The organism is Paenibacillus sp. RUD330, from assembly GCF_002243345.2.
Lineage (GTDB): Bacteria > Bacillota > Bacilli > Paenibacillales > Paenibacillaceae > Paenibacillus_O.
The window spans coordinates 2,197,883-2,221,512 of sequence record NZ_CP022655.2 but is presented as its reverse complement, the minus strand read 5'-3'; the positions used below and the strand labels follow the sequence as shown (position 1 = coordinate 2,221,512).

13 protein-coding genes are annotated in these 23,630 nt (G+C 62.8%); 2 read left to right on the top strand and 11 right to left on the bottom strand.

Annotated elements, in window-relative coordinates; translation table 11 throughout:
* Positions 1-64 precede the first annotated feature (64 nt).
* Complete coding sequence (locus tag CIC07_RS09975) at positions 65-1,039, bottom strand: SDR family oxidoreductase (RefSeq protein WP_083688030.1); 975 nt, start codon at positions 1,037-1,039, stop codon at positions 65-67.
* A gap of 157 nt (positions 1,040-1,196) precedes the next feature.
* Between CIC07_RS09975 and CIC07_RS09970 the strand changes: the two genes are divergently transcribed.
* The gene (locus CIC07_RS09970; protein ID WP_165895324.1) at positions 1,197-1,361 is read left to right on the top strand and encodes a hypothetical protein; all 165 of its coding nucleotides are present in this window, start codon (positions 1,197-1,199) and stop codon (positions 1,359-1,361) included.
* Positions 1,362-1,521: 160 nt separating this feature from the next.
* Here CIC07_RS09970 and CIC07_RS09965 read toward each other — a convergent pair whose 3' ends face one another.
* The 10 genes from CIC07_RS09965 to CIC07_RS09920 all read right to left on the bottom strand — a co-directional run bounded on the left by CIC07_RS09965 (position 1,522) and on the right by CIC07_RS09920 (position 13,298).
* Positions 1,522-2,226: a response regulator gene (locus tag CIC07_RS09965; protein WP_076356674.1), complete on the bottom strand. Its 705-nt coding sequence runs from the start codon at positions 2,224-2,226 to the stop codon at positions 1,522-1,524.
* Between the two features lie 2 nt (positions 2,227-2,228).
* Positions 2,229-3,878, bottom strand: a complete 1,650-nt coding sequence (locus CIC07_RS09960; protein ID WP_083688031.1) for a DUF4118 domain-containing protein — start codon at positions 3,876-3,878, stop codon at positions 2,229-2,231.
* Between the two features lie 44 nt (positions 3,879-3,922).
* Entirely contained in the window at positions 3,923-6,214 is a 2,292-nt protein-coding gene (locus CIC07_RS09955) for a histidine kinase (protein ID WP_327205381.1), read from the bottom strand.
* Between the two features lie 40 nt (positions 6,215-6,254).
* Positions 6,255-6,815, bottom strand: a complete 561-nt coding sequence (gene kdpC, locus CIC07_RS09950) for a potassium-transporting ATPase subunit KdpC (RefSeq protein ID WP_076356678.1) — start codon at positions 6,813-6,815, stop codon at positions 6,255-6,257.
* A gap of 55 nt (positions 6,816-6,870) precedes the next feature.
* A complete protein-coding gene (gene kdpB / locus CIC07_RS09945) occupies positions 6,871-8,913 on the bottom strand; it encodes a potassium-transporting ATPase subunit KdpB (protein ID WP_076356680.1) in 2,043 nt (680 codons plus the stop codon).
* A 32-nt stretch (positions 8,914-8,945) separates the two neighbouring features.
* Positions 8,946-10,622 carry a potassium-transporting ATPase subunit KdpA gene (kdpA, locus tag CIC07_RS09940; RefSeq protein ID WP_076356682.1) on the bottom strand — a complete coding sequence of 559 codons (1,677 nt, stop codon included), beginning with the start codon at positions 10,620-10,622 and terminating at the stop codon, positions 8,946-8,948.
* A gap of 32 nt (positions 10,623-10,654) precedes the next feature.
* The gene (locus CIC07_RS25850) at positions 10,655-10,699 is read right to left on the bottom strand and encodes a potassium-transporting ATPase subunit F (RefSeq protein ID WP_481855896.1); all 45 of its coding nucleotides are present in this window, start codon (positions 10,697-10,699) and stop codon (positions 10,655-10,657) included.
* Between the two features lie 479 nt (positions 10,700-11,178).
* Complete coding sequence (locus tag CIC07_RS09930; protein WP_076356686.1) at positions 11,179-11,925, bottom strand: C40 family peptidase; 747 nt, start codon at positions 11,923-11,925, stop codon at positions 11,179-11,181.
* 116 nt (positions 11,926-12,041) lie between these two features.
* On the bottom strand, positions 12,042-12,185 hold the full coding sequence (locus tag CIC07_RS09925) for a hypothetical protein (RefSeq protein WP_157741890.1): 144 nt from the start codon (positions 12,183-12,185) through the stop codon (positions 12,042-12,044).
* A gap of 3 nt (positions 12,186-12,188) precedes the next feature.
* The gene (locus tag CIC07_RS09920) at positions 12,189-13,298 is read right to left on the bottom strand and encodes a glycosyltransferase (RefSeq protein WP_076356688.1); all 1,110 of its coding nucleotides are present in this window, start codon (positions 13,296-13,298) and stop codon (positions 12,189-12,191) included.
* Between the two features lie 573 nt (positions 13,299-13,871).
* Between CIC07_RS09920 and CIC07_RS25665 the strand changes: the two genes are divergently transcribed.
* Positions 13,872-23,606, top strand: a complete 9,735-nt coding sequence (locus CIC07_RS25665; RefSeq protein ID WP_481855885.1) for a beta strand repeat-containing protein — start codon at positions 13,872-13,874, stop codon at positions 23,604-23,606.
* Positions 23,607-23,630: the final 24 nt, after the last annotated feature.

Here is a 23,630-nt window from a genome sequence, read left to right as displayed (position 1 = left end):
AAGATTGGATCGGCTGTTTCTTGTGCGCGGGAGCCGCTCTGACAGCAGCAGCAGTCGCAGCGGCTCATGAATTCGTCGACAGGCCGCCGTCCACATGGAGCACCTGCGCCGTCACATAACGGGAATCGTCCGATGCGAGGTACACCCAGGTCGGAGCCAGCTCGAACGGCTGGCCCGGCCTCCCCATCGGAGTGTCCGTTCCGAAGACGGCGACCTGATCGGCGGAGAAGCTCGACGGAATGAGCGGCGTCCAGATCGGCCCGGGGGCGACGGCGTTGACGCGGATGCCTTTTTTCGCCAGGTTTTTGGCCAACGCCCGCGTGAAGCCGACGATAGCGGCCTTGGATGCGGTGTAGTCCATGAGCAGCTTCTCCCCGACATAGGGCACGACCGACGCCGTGTTGATGACGGCATCTCCCGCCTTCAGATGCGGGAGCGCCGCCCTCGTCGTATAGAAATGAGAATAGATGTTGACCTTGAATGTCTCGTCGAACTGCTCATCCGTAATATCGGTCAGCTCGTTCTGCTGGAACTGGATGCCCACATGGTTCACGAGAATGTTCAGGCAGCCGAACGCCTCGACCGTCCTGGCGACGATATCCTTGCAGTGAGCTTTGTCTCGAAGGTCGCCGGGCAGCAGCAGGCACCGGCCTCCAAAATGCTCCACGCGAGCCTTGGTGCGTCCGGCATCCTCATGCTCGTCGAGATAGGAGATCGCGACATCCGCCCCTTCCTTGGCGAAGGCGATGGCGACAGCGGCACCCATGCCGCTGTCGCCGCCCGTAATGAGCGCGACCTTGCCCTCGAGCTTGCCGCTGCCTCTGTAATGGGGGTTCTCGATGATCGGGCGAGGCACCATGAGCTTCTCCAGACCTGGCTGGAACAGCTGGCGCTGCTCCGGGAAGCTGATCTGCACATCCTCGTAGCGGGTGATCCTGCCGTAGGCCGGATACAGCGGATAACCGCTCTGCTTGCAGTTCTCGAACCATTCCTGCAAGTCCCGGATTTCGCTGAGGCCGTCGTCTTTCTTTTCACTCATGCCGCGTCCTACCTCCTGAACCGTCTTGTATCCATAGCCTATGGGCTATGGGCGCCTGCCGTGCCTGCCCACCCGGCTCCCTCTTTTGCGATGTGCCCGGATGGCCCCGAGTGGAATATAGTATCAGGCAGAACAAGGCTTACAGGAGGAGATCCATGTGAAGTACTATTATGACGAGAGCATCAAATTGCTGCTCATTCCCTATTCCAAGGAAACGGTCGAGGTCGCTTACGCCCCCTATGCATTCGCTTTGCCGCTCATCGCCATCCGTCCGCCCTTCTATGCCAATGCCCGCCTGGAGTCGGAATATCCGGTCGCTTGAGACGCAAGAAAACCCGGCGCTATCCGAGGCGCCGGGTCTCTTGGCGCAGGCGGCTGGTCCGTCTGTCCCTAGGGATTTCAAGCGGCTTTCCTTGCGCGTTCTTCGATCGCACAGGAGTCCAGGCCGCTTTCCGCTTCTCCGAAGCTATCGGGACGAACCCTCATTCCCCGGTCAAAAACCGGTATCCGATTCCCGGCTCGGTGGCAATATACCGCGGATCCGCAGGATCCTCCTCCAGCTTCTTGCGGAGATGCCCGACGTAGATTCGCAAATAATGGCCTTCGGAGGAGAGATTGCTGGAGCCCCACACCTGCTGCAGCAGCTGCTTCTGCGTCATGACCTTGCCGGCATTGGAGGCCAGCGCCTTCAGCAGGTCGTACTCCGTCGGAGTCAGCTTCAGGCGGCTGCCCGACAGCTCTACGCTGCGGAGGGCCAGGTCGATGGCGAGCTCCCCGAAGCGCAGCACCGGCTCGCCGCCGGATTTGTTGGCCGCATGGCGCAGGGCGACACGCATGCGCGCGACCAGCTCGCCCATGCCGAACGGTTTCGTGACGTAATCGTCGGCTCCGGCATCCAGAGCTTCGATCTTATCTTCCTCGCGGTCTTTGGCCGTCAGCACGATGACCGGCACCGACGACCATTCCCTGAGCCGTCTCAGCACCTCGATGCCAGCCATGTCGGGCAAGCCGAGATCCAGGATGACGAGATCCGGATGGTGCATGGAAGCCTCCAGCATTCCCGACTCCGCCGTGGCGGCTTCATAGATTTCATATTGATGCGCCTGCAGCGTCACCTTCAGCAGCTTGCGGATTTGCGGCTCGTCGTCAATGATCAGCACCCGCGCTCCTGTTCGTTCGGTTGTCATCTCTATTCCCTGCTCTCTGTCGCTGGATCTGATGATTCGGCCGGCTGTGCGTTGGAAGGCATGGCCAGCGGCAGCAGCACGGTCACGGCCGCGCCCTTGCCGGAGCTCCCCGGCCCCGCACTGATGGAACCCCCGTGCATGTCCGCGATGCCCTTGGCGATCGAGAGTCCGAGTCCCGTGCCCGGAATATGGCGAGTCGCTTCCGAGCGGTAGAACTTGTCGAAGATGCGCCGCCCCTCCTCCTCGCTCAATCCGGGGCCCTCGTCCTCGATGCGCAGAACCAGATTCCGGCCGCGGACAAAGGCTTGCAGCCTGATGTCGCTGCCATCGGGAGAATATTTGATGGCGTTGCTCACGATATTGGCCAGCATCTGCTCCAGCAGGACGATATCTCCGGGAAGCGGCGGCAGATCCTCGCTGATCATAAGCCGCACTTTGCGCCTCCCCAACGCTTCCTTCAATTGGCGGATCACGATTCCGGCCAGCTCGCCGGCATCCAGCCATTCCCGCCGCATCTTGATCATGCCGCTCTCCAGCTGCACCATCCCGAGCAGATTCGTCACGAGCCGGTTCATGCGCAGCGCGCCGTCCCGAATCGTGCCGAGCAGCTCGGAGCGGTCTTCCTCGGAGAACAGCGCGCCGGATTCCAGCAGGCCGGTCGAGGAGCCGATGATGGCCGCCAGCGGGGTTCTCAGCTCATGCGAGACGGAATCCAGCAGCGCGGTGCGCATCCGCTCCGATTCGGCGGTCAGCTGGGCCAGCTTGGCATCCTCTCCGCGCTTGATGCGGGCGAGCGCGCTTCCGGCCAGGCCGCTCAAAGCCTCGACCTGCAGGACGACGGCCGGGGAAATGTCCTGTCCGAGGGCATGAATCTCCGCCACCCCGTACGTCTGGTCCTCCGCCTTGAGCGGCATGAACCATCCGGCGGAGCCGCCGAGCTTGCCGGTCCCCTGTCCGGCAGGCTCCCCGTGCCGGTACACCCAGCGGGCGATCAGCACGGGGTCCTGGCCTTGCAGCTCCTGCCCTCGAACCGTCCCATTCACGGAACCGTCCGGCGGATTCAGCCCGAACGGCCGGAGCTCCCCTTCCTTGTCCGGCACATAAAAATCGGCGGCCAATCCGCAAGCGCCGCGGATATGTCCGCTGAACGCGCGGAGCACGGCAGGGACATCGCTGACGTCGGACATCAGCCGGCTCATGACATATAGCGCCGCCGTGCCGCGCTCTTGCCGCCTAGCCGCCTCGGCCTGCCGTTTGAGCCGAGCCGCCAGTCCGGCCGTCATGAGGGCGACGGCCAGATAGACAGCAAAAGAAATCAGATAGCGCAAATCCGCCACCGTAAAGCTCCATACCGGAGGAATGAAAAAAAAGTCGAACGCCAGTATGCCGGCGACGGCCGCAAAAACGGCCGGCCCTCTCCCTCCGTATGCGGCGGCGAACAGCACCGGGAACAGAAAGAGCAAGGCAGCGTTCACCGTATCGTAAGCCAAGCCGGGCAGATGAAGGCATACCGACAGCACGCCGATCGACAAGGCTACGATTCCATAGGGCATGGCTGCGTTCCGTCTCCGGCTCGCGCCGCCCCCTCCCGCTTCCGCTCCGACGTTCTCAGGAACGTTCTCGCCATCCGCCGGCTTGCCGCTGACTGACAATCCGCATCTCTCCTTTGCGCCGCGCGCTCCTGCAGCTCTGCCTATTATAGCGCATGTCCCGGCTCGTAATCAGCAACGATGAGCACATCCAGATGCCTCGCCTCGCGGAGGAGGCTCCGGACGAGCGAGCCGTTCCTCCATTCCTTGGAGAACGACGGGCTCGGCTGCCCGATGACGAGCTGGGTCGCTTCCGCCTTCCCGGCTTCGGCCGCAAGGATAGCGGCGGTCTCGCGAGGCGATCCGCCTTGGTGAACGACGAAATCTCCTCCAAGAAGGATCGTGACCCTCTCCAGCTCCTCCACCCTCCGTGCGGCGTCCCCTCGGGAGTCCATGCCGTCCCGCACGTAGTGGACATGCCAATCCGCCTTGAGCCGGAAAGCCGTCCGGAAGCCGCGGCGAATAAGACGTTCCGCTCCCGGGGAGGCGCTGACGCAGACGAAGATGACTTCCTTGCGCCGCCACGGGCCGCGCAGCGAGCCGCTGTCGCTCCGCGATTCCAGCCGCTCGTCGACATCGTCGGCGAGCTCCCGCAAGGCGAGCTCGCGCAAGGCGATGAGATTGCCCGTGCGGAAGAAGTGGTTCAGCGCCTGATCCACTTTGTCCATGGCGTAGATCTTCCCTTCCCGCATCCGCTGCTGCAGCGAACGGGGAGAGACGTCGATCAGCTGGATTTCATCCGCCAGCCGCAGCAGGCGGTCCGGCACCGTTTCCCTCACCCGGATGCCGGTAATCTGCTCCACCGCATCGTTGAGGCTCTCCAGATGCTGGATATTGACCGTCGTCAGCACGGAAATGCCCGCTTCCAGTATCCGCTGCACATCCTCGTAGCGCTTGCGGCTGCGGCTGCCGGGAATATTGGTATGGGCCAGCTCATCCACGAGCACGACCTCCGGCCTTGCGGCAATGACAGCGTCCACGTCCATCTCCTGCAGCGATGCGCCTTTCACCTCCGCAGCCGCGCGGGCAATGACCGGGAGCCGGCCGAGCTGCGCTTGCGTGTCCGGCCTGCCATGCGTCTCCAGCAGCCCGACCCGGACATCGATGCCTTTATCGAGCAGATCGTTGCCCTCCCGAAGCATCGCATACGTCTTGCCTACGCCGGGAGCCGCCCCGATGAACACTTTGAGGCGCCCCCTGCCGATCTTGCCGATCTCCTCCTTGACTTCATCATCCGTCAGCCGCCGATGCGGCTCCTGCCGCTTGCCTTCCCTCGACGCTCCGGTCACGATGCGGCTGCCGTCGCCGGACTCCCGGTCGGCGATGAGATAGAGGTCGACGTTCCGCATTTTCTTGAGCAGCGTGCCGAGCACCGAGCCCTTGCGCCATTCCTCCCAGCGGCTCTGCCGGGAATGGCCCATGATGATGCGGGTCACTCCATGGGCGTGGGCGTAGCGGACAAGCTCATCCGCAAGGCGGCGCCTTCCCGGACTCGGCAGCTCCTCGAAGGAGCTGCCCAGCTTGGAGGAGAGCTTCCGCATGCTGCGGCGGAAATCAGCCCCTTCCTTGGAAAGCGGCTTGCGGGGATCCTGGAAGGTTACGACCGAAAGCGCCCCTCCGAGGCGCCTGGCGATCTGTCCGCCGCGGCGGATATACAGCGAGCCGTTCCAATGATATTGGGTGCTGACCAGGATATGCTCGCCGGCTCCGGAAGGACCCGACAGCCCCATCCCCTGGCGATAGCGCCGCAGCGATTCGTTCACCTCCTCCGCCACGAAGCGAAGGGCAAGCTCCCTCAGCACGCCGAGATTCCCTTGGCGCAGCAGAGGAGCGTCCTTGCCGCTTCTCCGCTTGGCGTCCTCCATCCGGCTCAGCAGAGCCTCGGGCGTCACATCGATCAGCCGGACCTCATCCGCGAGCTCCAGCGTATCGTCGGGAACCGTGCAGCGGACCTCGACGCCGGTCAGCCTCTGCGCGAGCTCCTTGTATCCGTCCAGCTCATAGACATTGACTGTCGTCATGACACTGATGCCCCTGGATATCAGCAGGCGGATATCCTCGAGCCTCGTCGGCCGCGGAGCCCCAGGGCGGTTGCGGTGTGCGAGTCCGTCCGCCAGCACCAGCTCCGGCATCCTCTCCAGGATGCGGTCGATGTCCAGATCCTGCATGCCCGTGCCGTTCTCCGTCCAGACGAGCGGCGAAATTTCCTCCAGCGCGCCGACCTGCTCCAGCGTCTCCGGCCACACCGGCGCGGCAAGCGCTCCGATGACGACGTCGACTCCCTTGGCTGCGCGGGCGCAGCCTTCGCGCAGCATATGATACGTCTTGCCCGCCCCGCTGACCGGCCCGATATAGACCGTCAGCAGGCCGCGCTTCAGCCTGTCGATCGACTCCAGCAATTCCTCCGGGGACTTCCTGCGGTAAGAATCCATGCCCGGCCTACGGAGTCCGCTTGGACAGCTCCAGATTGAGGGCGTTCACATTGACCCTCGGCTCTCCGAACAGGCCGAGCTGGCGCCCTTTCGTCAGCCGGTCCACCAGCTTCGTCAGGTCCTCCGCCGGAATGCCGCTGGCCTGGCTGATCCGGGGAATCTGGGCTTTCGCCGCCTCCGGAGACAGATCGGGATCGAAGCCCGATCCGGAGGCCGTGACGAGATCGGCCGGAACCTCGGCAAGATCGGGGTTCTGCTTGCGCCAACCAGATGCCTTGGCCAGCGTCTCTTCCACATATTCCTTCGTGCCGACAGCCCGGTTGGAGCCCGATGACGCGGTCGGATCATACTTGGCCATGGATGCTCGGGGCTGGAAGCGCCCCGGCGATGCCGTCTCCTGCGCGAGCAGCTCCGAGCCTGCGGGTACGGACCCGACATGGATCAGGCTTCCTTCGGCCTGCTTCGGGAAGAGAAGCTGCGCGGCTCCGGTCGTCGCGAGCGGATATAGGATCCCGCATAGGACGAGCAGCAGCGCCGACAGCCGGAATGCGGTCATGAATGCTTTCATAAGGTACAGCTCCTTCTCCTGCTGAAAATGAATGGTATGAATGGCAGCCAGGTGGTCAGATCAAATGCAGGCCGGACAGCAGCATGTCGATCAGCTTGATGCCGATGAACGGCACGATGACGCCGCCGACGCCGTAGACGAGGATGTTGCGGGCCAGCATCCGGTCCGCGCTGAGCGCCCGATACTTGACGCCTTTCATCGCCACCGGAATAAGCAGCGGGATAATGACGGCATTGAAGATGAGCGCCGACAGGATGGCCGAGGACGGCGAGCTCAGCCCCATCAGGTTGAGCGAGGACAGCTGCGGCAGCACGGTGATGAACATGGCCGGAAGGATCGCGAAATATTTGGCCAGGTCGTTGGAGATCGAGAACGTCGTCAGCGCGCCGCGGGTGATGAGCAGCTGCTTGCCTATCGATACGACCGACAGCAGCTTGGTCGGGTCGGAGTCGAGATCGATCATGTTGGCCGCTTCCTTGGCCGCCATCGTGCCGGAGTTCATCGCCAGGCCGACGTCGGCCTGAGCGAGCGCCGGGGCGTCGTTCGTGCCGTCGCCCGTCATCGCGACCAGCCTTCCTTGCTGCTGCTCGCGGCGGATCGCGGCGATCTTGTCCTCCGGCTTCGCTTCGGCGATATAGTCGTCGATGCCGGCTTCGAGCGCGATGGTAGCCGCCGTCAGAGGGTTGTCGCCCGTGCACATGACGGTGCGGATGCCCATCGACCTCAGCTCCGCGAATCTTTCCTTCAGACCGGGCTTCACCGTGTCCTTCAGGTGGATCAACCCCAGGATGCGGCCGCCGGAGGAGACGGCGAGCGGCGTGCCGCCGGACTTCGCGATGACGGCCGCCTTCTCCTCCAGATCATCGGGAATGAGACCGCCGGCCTCCGCGACCGCCCTCCGCACGGAATCGACGGCGCCTTTGCGGATGGCCAGCCCGCCTGGCAGCGCAATGCCCGACATCCTTGTTTCGGCCGTAAAGTCCATCACTTCCGCACCGGCGTAATCCCGATCGTCCCAGCTCTCGCCGAGCTTCTGGGCGAGCTCCGCGATGGACCGGCCTTCCGGCGTCTCGTCCCGGACGGAAGCCTGCAGCGAGGCATGGATGATCTCGCTCTCCGAGACGCCCTTCACCGGAATGAATTCCGAAGCCATCCGGTTGCCGTACGTTATCGTGCCTGTTTTGTCCAGGATGAGCGTGTCGATGTCGCCTGCGGCCTCGACCGCCTTGCCCGACATGGCCAGCACGTTGAACTGAGTCACCCGGTCCATGCCGGCGATGCCGATGGCCGAGAGCAAGCCCCCGATCGTAGTCGGGATGAGGCACACAAGCAGGGCGATCAGCGTGGCGGGATCGAGCTTGATGCCCAGATAATCGGCCATCGGCACCATAGTGACAATGACGATCAGGAAGATCATGGAGAGAACGGCCAGCAGCGTCGTCAAGGCGAGCTCGTTCGGCGTCTTCTGCCGCTTGGCTCCTTCCACCAGCGCTATCATGCGGTCGAGGAAGGACTCCCCGGGATCGGCCATGATCCGGATGACGATCCAGTCGGAAGCGACTCTCGTTCCGCCCGTTACCGAGGAGAAGTCGCCGCCGGCTTCCTTGATGACGGGAGCCGATTCCCCGGTGATGGCCGATTCGTCGATGGAGGCGAGGCCCTCTACGATCTCGCCGTCCGACGGAATGATTTCTCCCGCCTCTACCCGCACGTGATCGCCTTTCCTCAGAGCGGTGGAAGCGACCTGCTTCAGCGAGCCGTCTTTCTGGATCAGCGCCGCCATCGTCTCGCTTTTCGTCTTGCGCAGCGTATCCGCCTGGGCTTTGCCCCGCCCCTCTGCGAGCGCTTCGGCGAAGTTGCCGAACCATACGGTGAAGAACAGGACGAAGAAGACGGCGATATTGTAGCCTCTGCCCGCTTCTCCGGTTCCGAACAAACCCGGATCGATGGCCAGCAGCAGGGCGATCACGGTGCCGGCCTCCACGATGAGCATGACCGGGTTTTTCGCCATGACGATCGGATTCAGCTTGATCAGAGCGTCCAGCATCGCCCTTCCCACCATTTGTCTGGACCATGTTTTCTTGCGGCTTTCTTCCATTGCTTGAAGCTCCCTTCCCGTATTCGCGGACGTCATGGCATCGCCAGATGCTCGGCGATCGGGCCGAGGGCCAGAGCCGGCAGGAATGTCAGCGCGCCGATGACGATGATGATCATGATCAGAATGCCTGTGAACAAGCCGGTGTCGGTGCGCAGCGTCCCCATCCCTTGAGGCACGGTTTTCTTGACCGCCAGCGAGCCGGCGATGCCGAGCATCGCGATGATGGACACATAGCGGCCGACAAGCATGACGAGGCCGATGCCCACGTTGTAGAAGTCTGTATTGGCATTGAGTCCGCCAAAGGCCGAGCCGTTGTTCGCGGCTCCCGAAGTGAAGGCGTACAGCACTTCGGACAAGCCGTGCATGCCGGAGTTGCTGATGGAGGCGACCGCCTGCGGCGTCAGAAGCGCGAGCGCGGTCGGGGCCAGGATGATGAACGGATGAACCAGCAGGGCGATGGAAGCCAGCTTGATCTCCTTGCCCTCGATCTTCTTGCCGAGGAATTCCGGCGTCCTGCCGACGAGAAGGCCGCAGATGAACACCGCCAGAATGGCGTACAGCAGGCCGTTCAGGAGGCCGACGCCTTTGCCGCCGAACACGTTGTTCAGCATCATTTCCGCCAGCGGCACGAGTCCGCCGAGCGGTGTCAGCGATTCATGCATATTGTTCACGCTGCCCGTCGTCGCCGCTGTCGTGACTGCCGTGAACAGCGAGGACTCCGCGATGCCGAACCGGACCTCCTTGCCTTCCATATTGCCGTGGATCCCGGCAGCATCGAGAGCCGGCACGCCGCGATATTCCGACGCCATCACGAGGGCAAGCATCGCCACAAAGATGAAGCCCATGGCGCCGAACACGGCCCAGCCCTGGCGCTTGTTGCGGATCATCAAGCCGAAGGCGTACACGAGCGCGGTCGGCAGAAGCATCATGCTCACGATATGGACGAGATTGGTCAGAGGCGTAGGATTCTCGAACGGATGCGACGCGTTCGTGCCGAACCAGCCGCCGCCGTTCGTGCCCAGGTGCTTGATGGATTCAAGCGAAGCGACGAGGCCCCGCGCAATCGTCTGCTGGCCCCCCTCCAGCGTCGTGGCCGTTATCGCTCCGTAGATCGTCTGCGGAACGCCCTGGAAAACCAGGAACAGCGCCGCCGCGAAGCTGAGCGGGAGAAATACCCGCGTAACGGCGCGGACCAGATCGACGTAGAAGTTGCCGAGCGCATCGCCCTTGCCCGCGATTCCGCGGATGAACGCGATCGCGACGGCAAATCCCGTCGCCGCCGATGTGAACATCGGGAAGGTGATCGCCGCCATCTGCGAGAAATAGGAGAGCGCATTCTCGCCGCTGTACGATTGCCAGTTCGTATTCGTCATGAACGATACGGCTGTGTTGAAGGCTTGAGCCGGCGGCATGCTGCCGATTCCGTCAGGGTTGAGAGGCAAATATTGTTGCAATCTAAGAATGGCGTACATGATGACGAGCATAATAAAGTTGGTGAGGAGCATCGCCTTCAGATAACCCTTCCACCCCATGTTCTCTTCTTCCTTGATGCCGGCCATCCGGTACAGCGGCTTCTCCGCCCAGCCGAACCATCTGTCGAGCTTCGTCCTGCCGTTGCCGTAGTCGAACACGGCGACCAGATACGTTCCGGCCGGCTTGACCAGCAGCATGATGATCGCAAGCGTAACCGCGACCTGAAGCATTCCCATTCCCACGTCTTAGCTCCCCCTTGCGGCGTTCATTAAAATTTCTCCGGATAAACCAGAACAAAACCCAGGTAGACCATGCAGACAAAAGCGATGATAGCGAGCACAAGCATGCTTATTCCCTCCTTATGACCTCTCCGCGAAGGAAATCAGACCTCGGAACGCCAGAAACGCGAGTCCCGTGAGCAGCAGCAGGCTCCAATCCTGATTGAACATTTTCAACTCTCCCTTATGGTTCTCATTTCCTCTACCGCATAGGGAAATGGTACTTCGGGCAGCCGTAAAAACGGGGTAAAGATCGGCGGCCGCGGCGTAAAAAAGACGTAAAAATAATCAGGAAAACGCAAAAAAGCCGCTCCTGGAGGAGCAGCTTTTCTTCGATTGCGGCATTTGCCGCTGGCTGGAAGCGATGCGCAGTGGAACCCTGGCGGTCGCCGGACAGACAGGCAAGGCGAAAATCCATGGCACCGGGAATGATGCGCGATGATGCGAGGCGAGCTTCCACACCTTGCTGCGCATTCCGGCGAGGCGAGTTCCTCCTGCACGCTGCGAGCGGGTTCTACAGCACGCTGCGCGCGGATACAAAACGGTCTTTCCACCAGCCGGATGTCAGGCTGTTGACCGTCACCCCGTTGGCGGACGGAGTGTTGTGGATGAAATTGCCGTCGCCCATGTAGATGCCGACATGGTTGATGACGCCGTTGTTCGTTCCGACGGTGTCGAAGAAGATGAGGTCGCCCTTCTTCAGATTCGCCCGGCTGACGGCGGTTCCTTGGGATTTCTGGGAGCTTGTCCCCCATTTCAAGCTGACTCCGGCTTTGCCGTAGATGAACTGGGTGAAGGCGGAGCAGTCGAAGATCAGCTTGCTCTCATTGCGGACGCCGTAGCTGTACGACACTTTGCCGATGTAGCTTTGCGCCAGCGAAACGACCTGATCCGCTTTCGCGCCGACTCCCGGCTGCGCGCTTCCTCCGCCCCCTCCTGCAGCAGGGGCGGTGTATGTGGTGTACTGGCTTCCGGAGGAGATATAACCGCTCTCTCCTTTGGCGGTCAGGACATGCAGCCAGTAGCTGTTGGCCTGGCCGACGACATGAACCGCTTCGCCTTTTTTCAGCATGCGGATCTTGCCGGCGGAGGTGCTTGGCTGAGTGCGCATATTGACGCCATATGTAATGGTGGTCTCATAGGAAGATGATGCCGCTGCTGCAGGGGTCGGCGGGACGTATACGGCTCCGATAGCGGTGAATGCGACGGCGGCGCACAGACTCGTTCCGATCAGCTTGCGGTTGAACCAATTATTGCTCATGTTGGTGAAAACCTCCTCGGGTTGTTGGTCTCACCCAACTGTAGCAGATTTTAAACGGCCTAAGATTTTCCACGAAGAGCGGAAATCCAAGGGGGACATGCCTTTCAAGGCCTTTCTTAGAAATAAATGAGAATTATCTCATCAAATTCCGGCATGCCCGGATCGGCGACGGGACTGGATTTACCGCAGCAAATAGAGCTTTGCCAAGGCAGGTGGGCAAACAAAAAAGCATCCGTCCCGCCGGATGCTTCTGCTTGCATGAATCAGCCTTCAACCGCAGCCGGGACGCCGGCATCGGGAACCATTCCATGCGACGAGCGGAAATACTCCCGATTGTGCAGCATGCTCGGATGATCCGGATGAAAGGCGAGCGCTTGTTCATTATGCTCGAATGCCTCCCTGAATCTACCCAGCCGATCGAGGCAAAGGCACATTTGCAGATGGGGGTACCAGGTAGACGCGGTGCGGTTCGTCATCCCCATCGTAACGGGGGGCTCCATGGCGGCAGCAAGCCCGTACCAATAGAGAGCGGCCTCGTACAACTCCCTTTCAAACAAGCCGTTGCCGATCGCGCAGCTGGATTCCGGCCGGGGCTTGTCGTAACAAAGCGACCTCAGCGCGGCTTGCAGCTGCAGATCCTTATGCCCCAACTGACCGTAACAGTCCGCCAGCTTCAGGCATGCCTGAATGTTGTCCTCGATCCACCCCTGTCCCGTGCGAAGCATCTGCTCATAGTAGAGCGCCGCCTCGTCGTAGAACGCGTGGTCCTTCAATTCGTTCGCAAAGTAATAGAGATCCCTTACGGAAAAATCTTCGCCGGCCTGCTGCCGGTTGCGGTAAATGCGCAAATTGCGGTCCGAATATTCCTTTTCCTTCCCATGCGAGACGCAGACGTCGCTGTCCAATGCTTGGCCCCATGCCTCCAGATATTCGTGGACGGGGCCGATCCACTTGAACCCCCGGTCCCTCCGCACAAGCCGGTTGCGCCGAAGGCTCGATATCGCGTTGCCGGCGGAATCGTAAGCAAGATTATAGGGCATGGTCACCCGTTCATAGGATGGGTCCAGTGTATTTTTCAAGCGCAGCAGCCCCTGCCTGTCTTCTTCCCGGAACCAGTCATCCGCATCCAGCCATAGAATGTAGTCCATGCTGGCTTGCGAAAACGAGAAATTGCGCGCGGCCGCGAAATCGTCGATCCACTCGAAATCAACGACTCGGCATCGATCGTAAGATGCCGCCAGCTCCTTCGTTCCGTCGACAGAACCCGTATCCGCGATGATGATTTCGTCCACGATATCCTTGACGCCGTCCAGAACTCTCCCCAGAGTCTCCTCTTCGTCCCGAACAATCATGCACAGGCTGATCGTGATCATGCCATCCCTCTCCTCTCCTGGAACGGAAATTCCCCAAGCTTCCTCGAGTAAATCTATTCGCATCCGAAAAAAATCATCACCATGCCTGTCAGCCGATAACCTTTCTGGGCTCCTGCGCATAGAGTAGATACAAGGCTGATCCATGAACAAGCCTGTCTGCAAAGCTGGAGAGGAGGCATCTGGTTGCGGGATTCCCATGACAAGGACAAATGGATCGATGAACTCGCCCGATTGCTGTCGGAGGTATCAATCGAGGAGCTTCGATCGAGCCGATATTTGGACCATCAAGGAAAACAACTCGATCAGGTATTGAAAAACCCCTCCTCGTCTCTTCAAGACATTCTTGCCGCCAACGACCACTTGAAAGCAGATTTGCAGAAGCTGGCTTTCAGGGATATGCACTTGCAATACAAGCTCGATATTTTGTTGGAAGCATTAAATTCCTCGGATGAATCCCTCATGCACCTCCATTCCGCGGAGCTGATCAAAGGTTTGCCGGGACCGACTGGACCGACAGGGCCGCTAGGGCCGATGGGACCTGTGGGGCCTGCGGGACCAGCAGGCGTCCCCGGATTGACCGGCGCTGACGGTCCGACAGGTGCCAACGGAGATCCGGGCGTCACTGGCGCGACCGGAGTCACTGGGGATCCGGGCATCGCCGGGGCGACCGGAGCGACGGGAGCCACTGGAGATCCGGGCGTTACCGGGGACACTGGCGCGACGGGAGCCACTGGGGATCCGGGCATCGCCGGGGCGACCGGGGACACTGGCGCGACGGGAGCCACTGGGGATCCGGGCATCGCCGGGGCGACCGGAGCGACGGGAGCCACTGGAGATCCAGGCGTTACCGGGGCGACCGGCGCGACCGGGGTCACTGGAGATCCTGGCGTTACCGGGGCGACCGGCGCGACTGGCGCGACCGGGGTCACTGGAGATCCGGGCGTTACCGGGGACACTGGCGCGACGGGAGCCACTGGAGATCCGGGCGTTACCGGGGCGACTGGGGCGACAGGCGCGACCGGGGTCACTGGAGATCCGGGCGTTACCGGGGACACTGGCGCGACCGGGGCCACTGGAGATCCGGGCATCGCCGGAGCGACCGGAGCGACGGGAGCCACTGGAGATCCAGGCGTTACCGGGGCGACCGGCGCGACCGGGGTCACTGGAGATCCTGGCGTTACCGGGGCGACCGGCGCGACTGGCGCGACCGGGGTCACTGGAGATCCGGGCGTTACCGGGGACACTGGCGCGACGGGAGCCACTGGAGATCCGGGCGTTACCGGGGCGACTGGGGCGACTGGCGCGACCGGTGCCACTGGAGATCCGGGCGTTACCGGGGCGACTGGCGCGACCGGGGTCACTGGGGATCCGGGCATCGCCGGAGCGACCGGAGCGACGGGAGCCACTGGAGATCCAGGCGTTACCGGGGCGACCGGCGCGACCGGGGTCACTGGAGATCCTGGCGTTACCGGGGCGACAGGCGCGACCGGGGTCACTGGAGACCCTGGCGTTACCGGGGCGACCGGCGCGACCGGGGTTACTGGAGATCCGGGCGTTACCGGGGCGACCGGCGCGACCGGTGCCACGGGTGTGACGGGCATTGCTGGTCTTGCAGGTGCAACCGGCGTTACCGGGGCGATGGGAGCCACTGGAGATTCAGGCGTCACCGGGGTTACAGGCGCGACGGGAGTCACTGGGAATACAGGCGTTACTGGGGCGACTGGCGTAACGGGAGCCACTGGGGATCCGGGAGTCACTGGGGATACAGGCGCGACGGGAGTCACTGGAGATCCAGGCGTTACCGGGGCGACCGGCGCGACCGGGGTCACTGGAGATCCTGGCGTTACCGGGGCGACAGGCGCGACCGGGGTCACTGGAGACCCTGGCGTTACCGGGGCGACAGGCGCGACCGGGGTCACTGGAGACCCTGGCGTTACCGGGGCGACCGGCGCGACCGGTGCCACGGGTGTGACGGGCATTGCTGGTCTTGCAGGTGCAACCGGCGTTACCGGGGCGATGGGAGCCACTGGAGATTCAGGCGTCACCGGGGTTACAGGCGCGACGGGAGCCACTGGAGATTCAGGCGTTACTGGGGCGACTGGCGTAACGGGAGCCACTGGGGATCCGGGCGTCACTGGGGCTACGGGAGCCACTGGAAACACAGGCGTTACCGGAGCTACAGGCGCGACGGGAGCCACTGGAGATCCGGGCGTTACCGGGGCCACAGGTGCGACGGGAGTCACTGGAGATCCAGGTGTTACTGGGGACACAGGCGTGACAGGAGCCACTGGGGATCCAGGCATCACCGGGGCCACGGGTGCGACGGGAGCCACTGGGGACAATGGCGTTACCGGGGCCCCAGGCGCGACGGGAGCCACTGGGAACCTGGGCGTCACTGGGGACACAGGTACGACGGGAACCACTGGGGATCCGGGCGTCACCGGAGCTACGGGCGCGACAGGAGCCAGTGGAGATCCGGGCATTACCGGGGCCACTGGCGCGACGGGAGCCACTGGGGACAATGGCGTTACCGGGGCCCCAGGCGCGACGGGAGCCACTGGGAACCTGGGCGTTACCGGAGCTACGGGCGCAACAGGAGTCACTGGAGATTCAGGCGTCACCGGGGTTACAGGCGCGACGGGAGTCACTGGGGATACAGGCGTTTCTGGGGCGACTGGCGTAACGGGAGCCACTGGGGATCCGGGCGTCACTGGGGATCCGGGTGCGACGGGAGCCACTGGAAACACAGGCGTTACCGGGGCTACAGGCGCGACGGGAGCCACTGGAGATCCGGGCATTACCGGGGCCACTGGCGCGACGGGAGCCACTGGCGCTACTGGCGCTACTGGCACTACCGGTCTCACAGGTGCTACTGGCGTCATCGGATCTACTGGCGCTACTGGCACTACCGGTCTCACAGGTGCTACTGGCGTCATCGGATCTACTGGCCCGACTGGATTCGCCGGAACCACTGGATCTACCGGTACAACTGGCTTAACGGGCTTCACAGGTACCACCGGAGCGACAGGCGCCACGGGCTTTACGGGCACTACTGGAGCTACCGGAACGACGGGCATTACAGGCATCACCGGAACTACTGGTGCGACGGGCTTTACGGGCACCTCTGGAGCTACCGGTGCAACAGGCATTACGGGTGCCACCGGAGCTACGGGAGCAACGGGAATTATAGGCACCACTGGAGCTACCGGCACAACAGGCATTACGGGCTCCACCGGAGCTACCGGAGCCACGGGCTTTACAGGCAACACTGGAGCTACCGGAGCGACGGGCATTACGGGCTCCACTGGAGTTACCGGAGCGTCGGGCATTACGGGCACCACCGGAGCTACCGGTGCAACGGGCTTTACAGGCACTACCGGAGCTACCGGAGCTACCGGAGCTACCGGCGCGACGGGCTTTACAGGCACCACTGGAGCTACCGGCGCAACAGGATTCACAGGAGCAACTGGTGCTACAGGTGCCACTGGAGCTACCGGCGCGACGGGTATTACGGGAAGCACCGGAGCTACCGGCGCAACGGGCTTTACGGGCAACACCGGAGCTACTGGCGCATCAGGAATCACAGGAGCAACTGGTGCCACAGGTGCCACTGGAGCTACCGGCGCGACAGGCGTTACGGGCAACACCGGAGCTACTGGTGCGACGGGCGTTACAGGCACTACTGGAGCTACCGGTGCAACAGGATTCACAGGAGCAACTGGTGCCACTGGTGCCACTGGAGCTACCGGAACGACGGGCATCACAGGCACCACCGGAGCTACTGGTACGACAGGATTCACGGGCTCCACAGGAGCAATAGGTGCGACGGGACTCACGGGAGCCACTGGCCCCATAGGCGAAACTGGCTTTACAGGTACCACTGGAGCTACTGGTGCGACGGGCTTTACGGGCAACACCGGAGCTACTGGCGCGACGGGTATTACGGGAAGCACCGGAGCTACGGGAGCCACGGGGATTACAGGTGCCACTGGAGCTACCGGCGCAACGGGCTTTACGGGCAACACCGGAGCTACTGGCGCATCAGGAATCACAGGAGCTACTGGCACGACAGGATTCACGGGTTCCATAGGAGCAACAGGTGCCACAGGAGCAACAGGTGCGACGGGCATTACAGGCACCACGGGAGCTACCGGCGCAACAGGCATTACGGGCTTCACCGGAGCTACCGGAGCCACGGGCGTTACAGGCAACACTGGAGCTACCGGAGCGACGGGCATTACGGGCACCACCGGAACGACGGGCATTACAGGCATCACCGGAACTACTGGTGCGACGGGCTTTACGGGTACCTCTGGAGCGACAGGCACCACGGGCCTTACGGGCACCACGGGAGCTGCTGGCACGACGGGACTCACGGGAGCCACTGGCCCCACAGGCGAAACTGGCTTTACAGGTACCACTGGAGCTACTGGTGCGACGGGCATTACGGGCACCACTGGAGCTACTGGTACGACAGGCTTCACAGGTACTACCGGAGCTACCGGCACGACGGGCTTTACGGGCAACACCGGAGCTACTGGCGCAACAGGAATCACAGGAGCAACTGGAGCTACCGGCGCGACAGGCGTTACGGGCAGTACCGGAGCTACTGGCGCAACAGGATTCACAGGATTCACAGGAGCAACTGGTGCCACAGGTGCCACTGGAGCTACCGGCGCGACAGGCGTTACGGGCACCACCGGTGCTACCGGCGCGACGGGTATTACGGGCAGTACCGGAGCTACTGGCGCAACAGGATTCACGGGATTCACAGGAGCAACTGGTGCCACAGGTGCCACTGGAGCTACCGGCACGACAGGCGTTACGGGCAACACCGGAGCTACGGGAGCAACAGGGATTACAGGCAACACTGGAGCTATCGGCGCAACGGGCCTTACGGGCACCACCGGAGCTACTGGCGCAACAGGCATTACGGGCATCACCGGAGCTACCGGCGCGACGGGCTTTACGGGCGCCACCGGAGCTACCGGCGCAACGGGCTTTACGGGCAACACCGGAGCTACCGGCACGACGGGCTTTACGGGCACCACCGGAGCTACTGGCGCGACGGGTATTACGGGAAGCACCGGAGCTACGGGAGCAACGGGGATTACAGGTGCCACTGGAGCTACCGGCGCAACAGGCTTTACGGGCAACACCGGAGCTACTGGCGCATCAGGAATCACAGGAGCAACTGGTGCCACAGGTGCCACTGGAGCTACCGGCGCGACAGGCGTTACGGGCACCACCGGAGCTACTGGTGCGACGGGCGTTACAGGCACTACTGGTGCCACAGGTGCCACTGGAGCTACCGGAACGACGGGCATCACAGGCACCACCGGAGCTACTGGCACGACAGGATTCACGGGCTCCACAGGAGCAACAGGTGCCACAGGAGCAACAGGTGCCACAGGAGCAACAGGTGCGACGGGCATTACGGGCATTTCAGGTGCCACCGGCTCAACGGGCTTTACGGGCTCCACCGGAGCTACGGGAGCAACGGGCATTACAGGCACCACTGGAGCTACCGGCGCAACAGGATTCACAGGGGCAACTGGTGCTACAGGTGCCACTGGAGCTACCGGAACGACGGGCATCACAGGCACCACCGGAGCTACTGGCACGACAGGATTCACGGGCTCCACAGGAGCAACAGGTGCCACAGGAGCAACAGGTGCCACAGGAGCAACAGGTGCGACGGGCATTACGGGCATTTCAGGTGCCACCGGCTCAACGGGCTTTACGGGCTCCACCGGATCTACGGGAGCAACGGGCATTACAGGCACCACTGGAGCTACCGGCGCAACAGGATTCTCAGGGGCAACTGGTGTTACAGGTGCCACTGGAGCTACCGGCGCGACGGGCTTCACAGGCTCCACCGGATCTACTGGCTCGACGGGGATTACGGGCACCACCGGAGCTACCGGCGCGACGGGCTTTACGGGCATTACGGGCACCACTGGAGCTACCGGCGCGACGGGCTTCACAGGCTCCACCGGATCTACCGGCGCGATTGGCTTTACAGGCACCACTGGAGCTACCGGTGCCACGGGTATTACGGGCATCACCGGAGCTACTGGTGCGACGGGCTTTACGGGCACCTCTGGAGCTACCGGCGCAACAGGCATTACGGGCGCCACCGGAGCTACGGGAGCAACGGGAATTACAGGCAACACTGGAGCTACCGGCGCAACAGGATTCACAGGAGCAACTGGTGCCACAGGTGCCACTGGAGCTACCAGCGCGACAGGCGTTACGGGCAACACCGGAGCTACCGGATCGACGGGCATTACAGGTGCCACTGGAGCTTCCGGCGCAACGGGCTTTACAGGCACCACCGGAGCTACTGGTGCGACGGGCATCACAGGCACCACCGGAGCTATTGGCGCGACGGGCTTTACGGGCAACACTGGAGCTACGGGAGCCACGGGGATTACAGGTGCCACTGGAGCTACCGGCACAACGGGCATTACGGGCTCCACCGGAGCTACGGGGATTACAGGCAACACTGGAGCTACCGGCGCAACAGGATTCACAGGAGCAACTGGTGCAACTGGAGCTACCAGCGCGACAGGCGTTACGGGCACCACCGGAGCTACCGGCGCCACGGGCTTTACGGGCACTACTGGAGCTACCGGAACGACGGGCATTACAGGCATCACCGGAACTACTGGTGCGACGGGCTTTACGGGCACCTCTGGAGCTACTGGTGCGACGGGCGTTACAGGCACTACTGGAGCTACCGGCGCAACAGGATTCACAGGAGCAACTGGTGCCACAGGAGCTGCCGGAACGACGGGCATCACAGGCACCACCGGAGCTACTGGCACGACAGGATTCACGGGCTCCACAGGAGCAACAGGTGCCACAGGAGCAACAGGTGCCACAGGAGCAACAGGTGCGACGGGCATTACGGGCATTTCAGGTGCCACCGGCTCAACGGGCTTTACGGGCTCCACCGGAGCTACGGGAGCAACGGGCATTACAGGCACCACCGGAGCTACCGGAGCCACGGGCATTACAGGCAACACTGGAGCTACCGGAGCGTCGGGCATTACGGGCTCCACCGGAGCTACCGGAGCGTCGGGCATTACGGGCACCACCGGTGCTACCGGTGCGACGGGCTTTACAGGCACTACCGGAGCTGCCGGCGCGACGGGCTTTACAGGCTCCACCGGAGCTACCGGCGCAACAGGTATTACGGGTAGCACCGGAGCTATTGGCGCGACGGGCTTTACGGGCTCCACCGGAGCTACCGGAGCCACGGGCATTACAGGCAACACTGGAGCTACCGGAGCGTCGGGCATTACGGGCTCCACCGGAGCTACCGGTGCGACGGGCTTTACAGGCACTACCGGAGCTGCCGGCGCGACGGGCTTTACAGGCTCCACCGGAGCTACCGGCGCAACAGGGATTACGGGTAGCACCGGAGCTATTGGCGCGACGGGCTTTACGGGCTCCACCGGAGCTACCGGAGCCACGGGCATTACAGGCAACACTGGAGCTACCGGAGCGACGGGCGTTACGGGCAACTCCGGAGCTACCGGAGCGTCGGGCATTACGGGCTCCACCGGAGCTACCGGTGCGACGGGCTTTACAGGCACTACCGGAGCTATTGGCGCGACGGGCTTTACGGGCACCTCTGGAGCTACCGGCGCAACAGGCATTACGGGCATTACAGGCACCACTGGAGCTACCGGCGCAACAGGCATTACGGGCTCCACCGGAGCTACCGGAGCCACGGGCATTACAGGCAACACCGGAGCTACCGGAGCTTCCGGCGCAACGGGCATCACTGGCACCACCGGAGCTTCCGGCGCAACAGGTATTACGGGTAGCACCGGAGCTATTGGCGCGACGGGCTTTACGGGCAACACTGGAGCTACGGGAGCCACGGGGATTACAGGTGCCACTGGAGCTTCCGGCGCAACGGGCTTTACGGGCACCACCGGAGCTACTGGCGCATCAGGAATCACAGGAGCAACTGGAGCTACCGGCGCGACAGGCGTTACGGGCAACTCCGGAGCTACCGGCTCGACGGGCATTACAGGCACAACGGGAGTTACCGGCGCGATGGGTATTACCGGTATTACCGGCAGTACCGGAGCAGCCGGAGCAACAGGGATTACAGGTGCCACCGGAGCTACCGGCGCGACAGGCGTTACGGGCTCCACCGGAGCTACGGGGATTACAGGCAACACTGGAGCTACCGGCGTAACGGGCATTACGGGCACCACCGGAGCTACCGGCGCAACAGGCTTTACGGGCACTACTGGAGCTACCGGAACGACGGGCATTACAGGCACCACCGGAGCTACCGGCGTAACGGGCATTACGGGCACCACCGGAGCTACCGGCGCAACGGGCTTTACGGGCACCACTGGAGCTACCGGCGCAACAGGATTCACAGGAGCAACTGGTGCCACAGGTGCCACTGGAGCTACTGGCACGACAGGATTCACGGGCTCCACAGGAGCAACTGGTGCCACAGGTACGACGGGCATTACGGGCATTACAGGCACCACGGGAGCTACCGGCGCAACGGGGATTACAGGTGCAAGTGGAGCTACCGGCGCGACGGGCATTACAGGCACCACGGGAGCTACCGGCGCAACGGGGATTACAGGTGCAAGTGGAGCTACCGGCGCGACGGGGATTACGGGCTCCACCGGTGCTACGGGAGCCACGGGGATTACAGGTGCCACTGGAGCTACCGGCGCAACGGGCTTTACGGGCACCACCGGAGCTACTGGCGCAACAGGCATTACGGGCACCACCGGAGCTACCGGCGTAACGGGCATTACGGGCACCACCGGAGCTACCGGCGCAACGGGCTTTACGGGCACCACTGGAGCTACCGGCGCAACAGGATTCACAGGAGCAACTGGTGCCACAGGTGCCACTGGAGCTACTGGCACGACAGGATTCACGGGCTCCACAGGAGCAACAGGTGCCACTGGAGCTACCGGCGCAACGGGCTTTACGGGCACCACCGGAGCTACTGGCGTAACAGGCATTACGGGCACCACGGGAGCTACCGGCGCGACGGGGATTACGGGCTCCACCGGAGCTACGGGAGCCACGGGGATTACCGGTGCCACTGGAGCTACCGGCGCAACAGGCATTACGGGCACCACGGGAGCTACCGGCGCGACAGGCGTTACGGGCAGCACCGGAGCTACTGGTGCGACGGGCTTTACGGGCACTACCGGAGCTACCGGCGCGACGGGCTTTACAGGCACCACCGGAGCTACCGGTGCGACGGGCTTTACAGGCACTACCGGAGCTACCGGCGCGACGGGCTTTACAGGTGCCACCGGAGCTACGGGCACGACCGGATTGACTGGCACTACCGGAGCTACCGGTGCGACGGGCTTTACAGGTGCCACCGGAGCTACGGGCACGACCGGATTGACTGGCACCACTGGAGTTACCGGCGCCACGGGCATTACGGGCACCACTGGAGCTACAGGCATCACAAGCGCTACAGGCGCCACAGGTGTTACGGGGATTACCGGGCACACAGGTGCCACAGGACCTACCGGTGCCACAGGACCTACCGGCGCCACAGGACTTACCGGCGCCACAGGACTTACCGGCGCCACAGGACTTACCGGCGCCACAGGACCTACCGGCGCCACAGGACTTACCGGCGCCACAGGACTTACCGGCGCCACAGGACCTACCGGCGCCACAGGACTTACCGGCGCCACAGGACTTACCGGCGCCACAGGACCTACCGGCGCCACAGGTGAGACAGGTGTGACCGGCATTACCGGAACTACAGGCGTAACAGGTGTCACCGGTGCTACAGGGCCCAATATACTCGCTCAAGGATTTTCGGCGACACGAGCACCCACCACCGTGTCTGCAAGCACACAGCTGACGAACTGGACCACCGCTTCTCCTTTCTACACAGGTACCGGATTCAATGCCACGACAGGAAACTACACGGTTCCGACCACAGGCAGATATTCGATTCTGGCTACCATCAGCTACAGCACGACAGCAAGCCTGACAGCGAGTATCGGGGCGTCCGTCTCGCCCCAGTTCGTCATTATGCGGTCATCGCCGACAACAACCAATCTGGTTACGGGGAACTTCCCGGTTCTGGACGTCAACGTCGCCCTTGTCCTCACCCTTAGGGTCATCCTGGGCACCGCCACCGTCACGATGACGGGCGAATACTCGCTCAATGCGGGCGACGTCATCGGGATCTACTATGTCGCCAACGGACTGACAGTCAACCTCAATCTCGGGGGAGCCAGCACGGCTGTCACGACTTGGGCCATACACGAAATGACTTGATTCAAAATTTGCAGCTCTAGGAGC

What these genes read in the sequence shown, in the direction of transcription:
- CIC07_RS09975 (WP_083688030.1), bottom strand. Translation starts at nt 1,039, where the DNA reads ATGAGTGAAAAGAAAGACGACGGCCTCAGCGAAATCCGGGACTTGCAG.
- CIC07_RS09965 (WP_076356674.1), bottom strand. Translation starts at nt 2,226, where the DNA reads ATGACAACCGAACGAACAGGAGCGCGGGTGCTGATCATTGACGACGAG.
- kdpC (WP_076356678.1), bottom strand. Translation starts at nt 6,815, where the DNA reads ATGAAAGCATTCATGACCGCATTCCGGCTGTCGGCGCTGCTGCTCGTC.
- kdpB (WP_076356680.1), bottom strand. Translation starts at nt 8,913, where the DNA reads ATGGAAGAAAGCCGCAAGAAAACATGGTCCAGACAAATGGTGGGAAGG.
- kdpA (WP_076356682.1), bottom strand. Translation starts at nt 10,622, where the DNA reads ATGGGAATGCTTCAGGTCGCGGTTACGCTTGCGATCATCATGCTGCTG.
- CIC07_RS09930 (WP_076356686.1), bottom strand. Translation starts at nt 11,925, where the DNA reads ATGAGCAATAATTGGTTCAACCGCAAGCTGATCGGAACGAGTCTGTGC.
- CIC07_RS09925 (WP_157741890.1), bottom strand. Translation starts at nt 12,185, where the DNA reads ATGCAAGCAGAAGCATCCGGCGGGACGGATGCTTTTTTGTTTGCCCAC.
- CIC07_RS09920 (WP_076356688.1), bottom strand. Translation starts at nt 13,298, where the DNA reads ATGATCACGATCAGCCTGTGCATGATTGTTCGGGACGAAGAGGAGACT.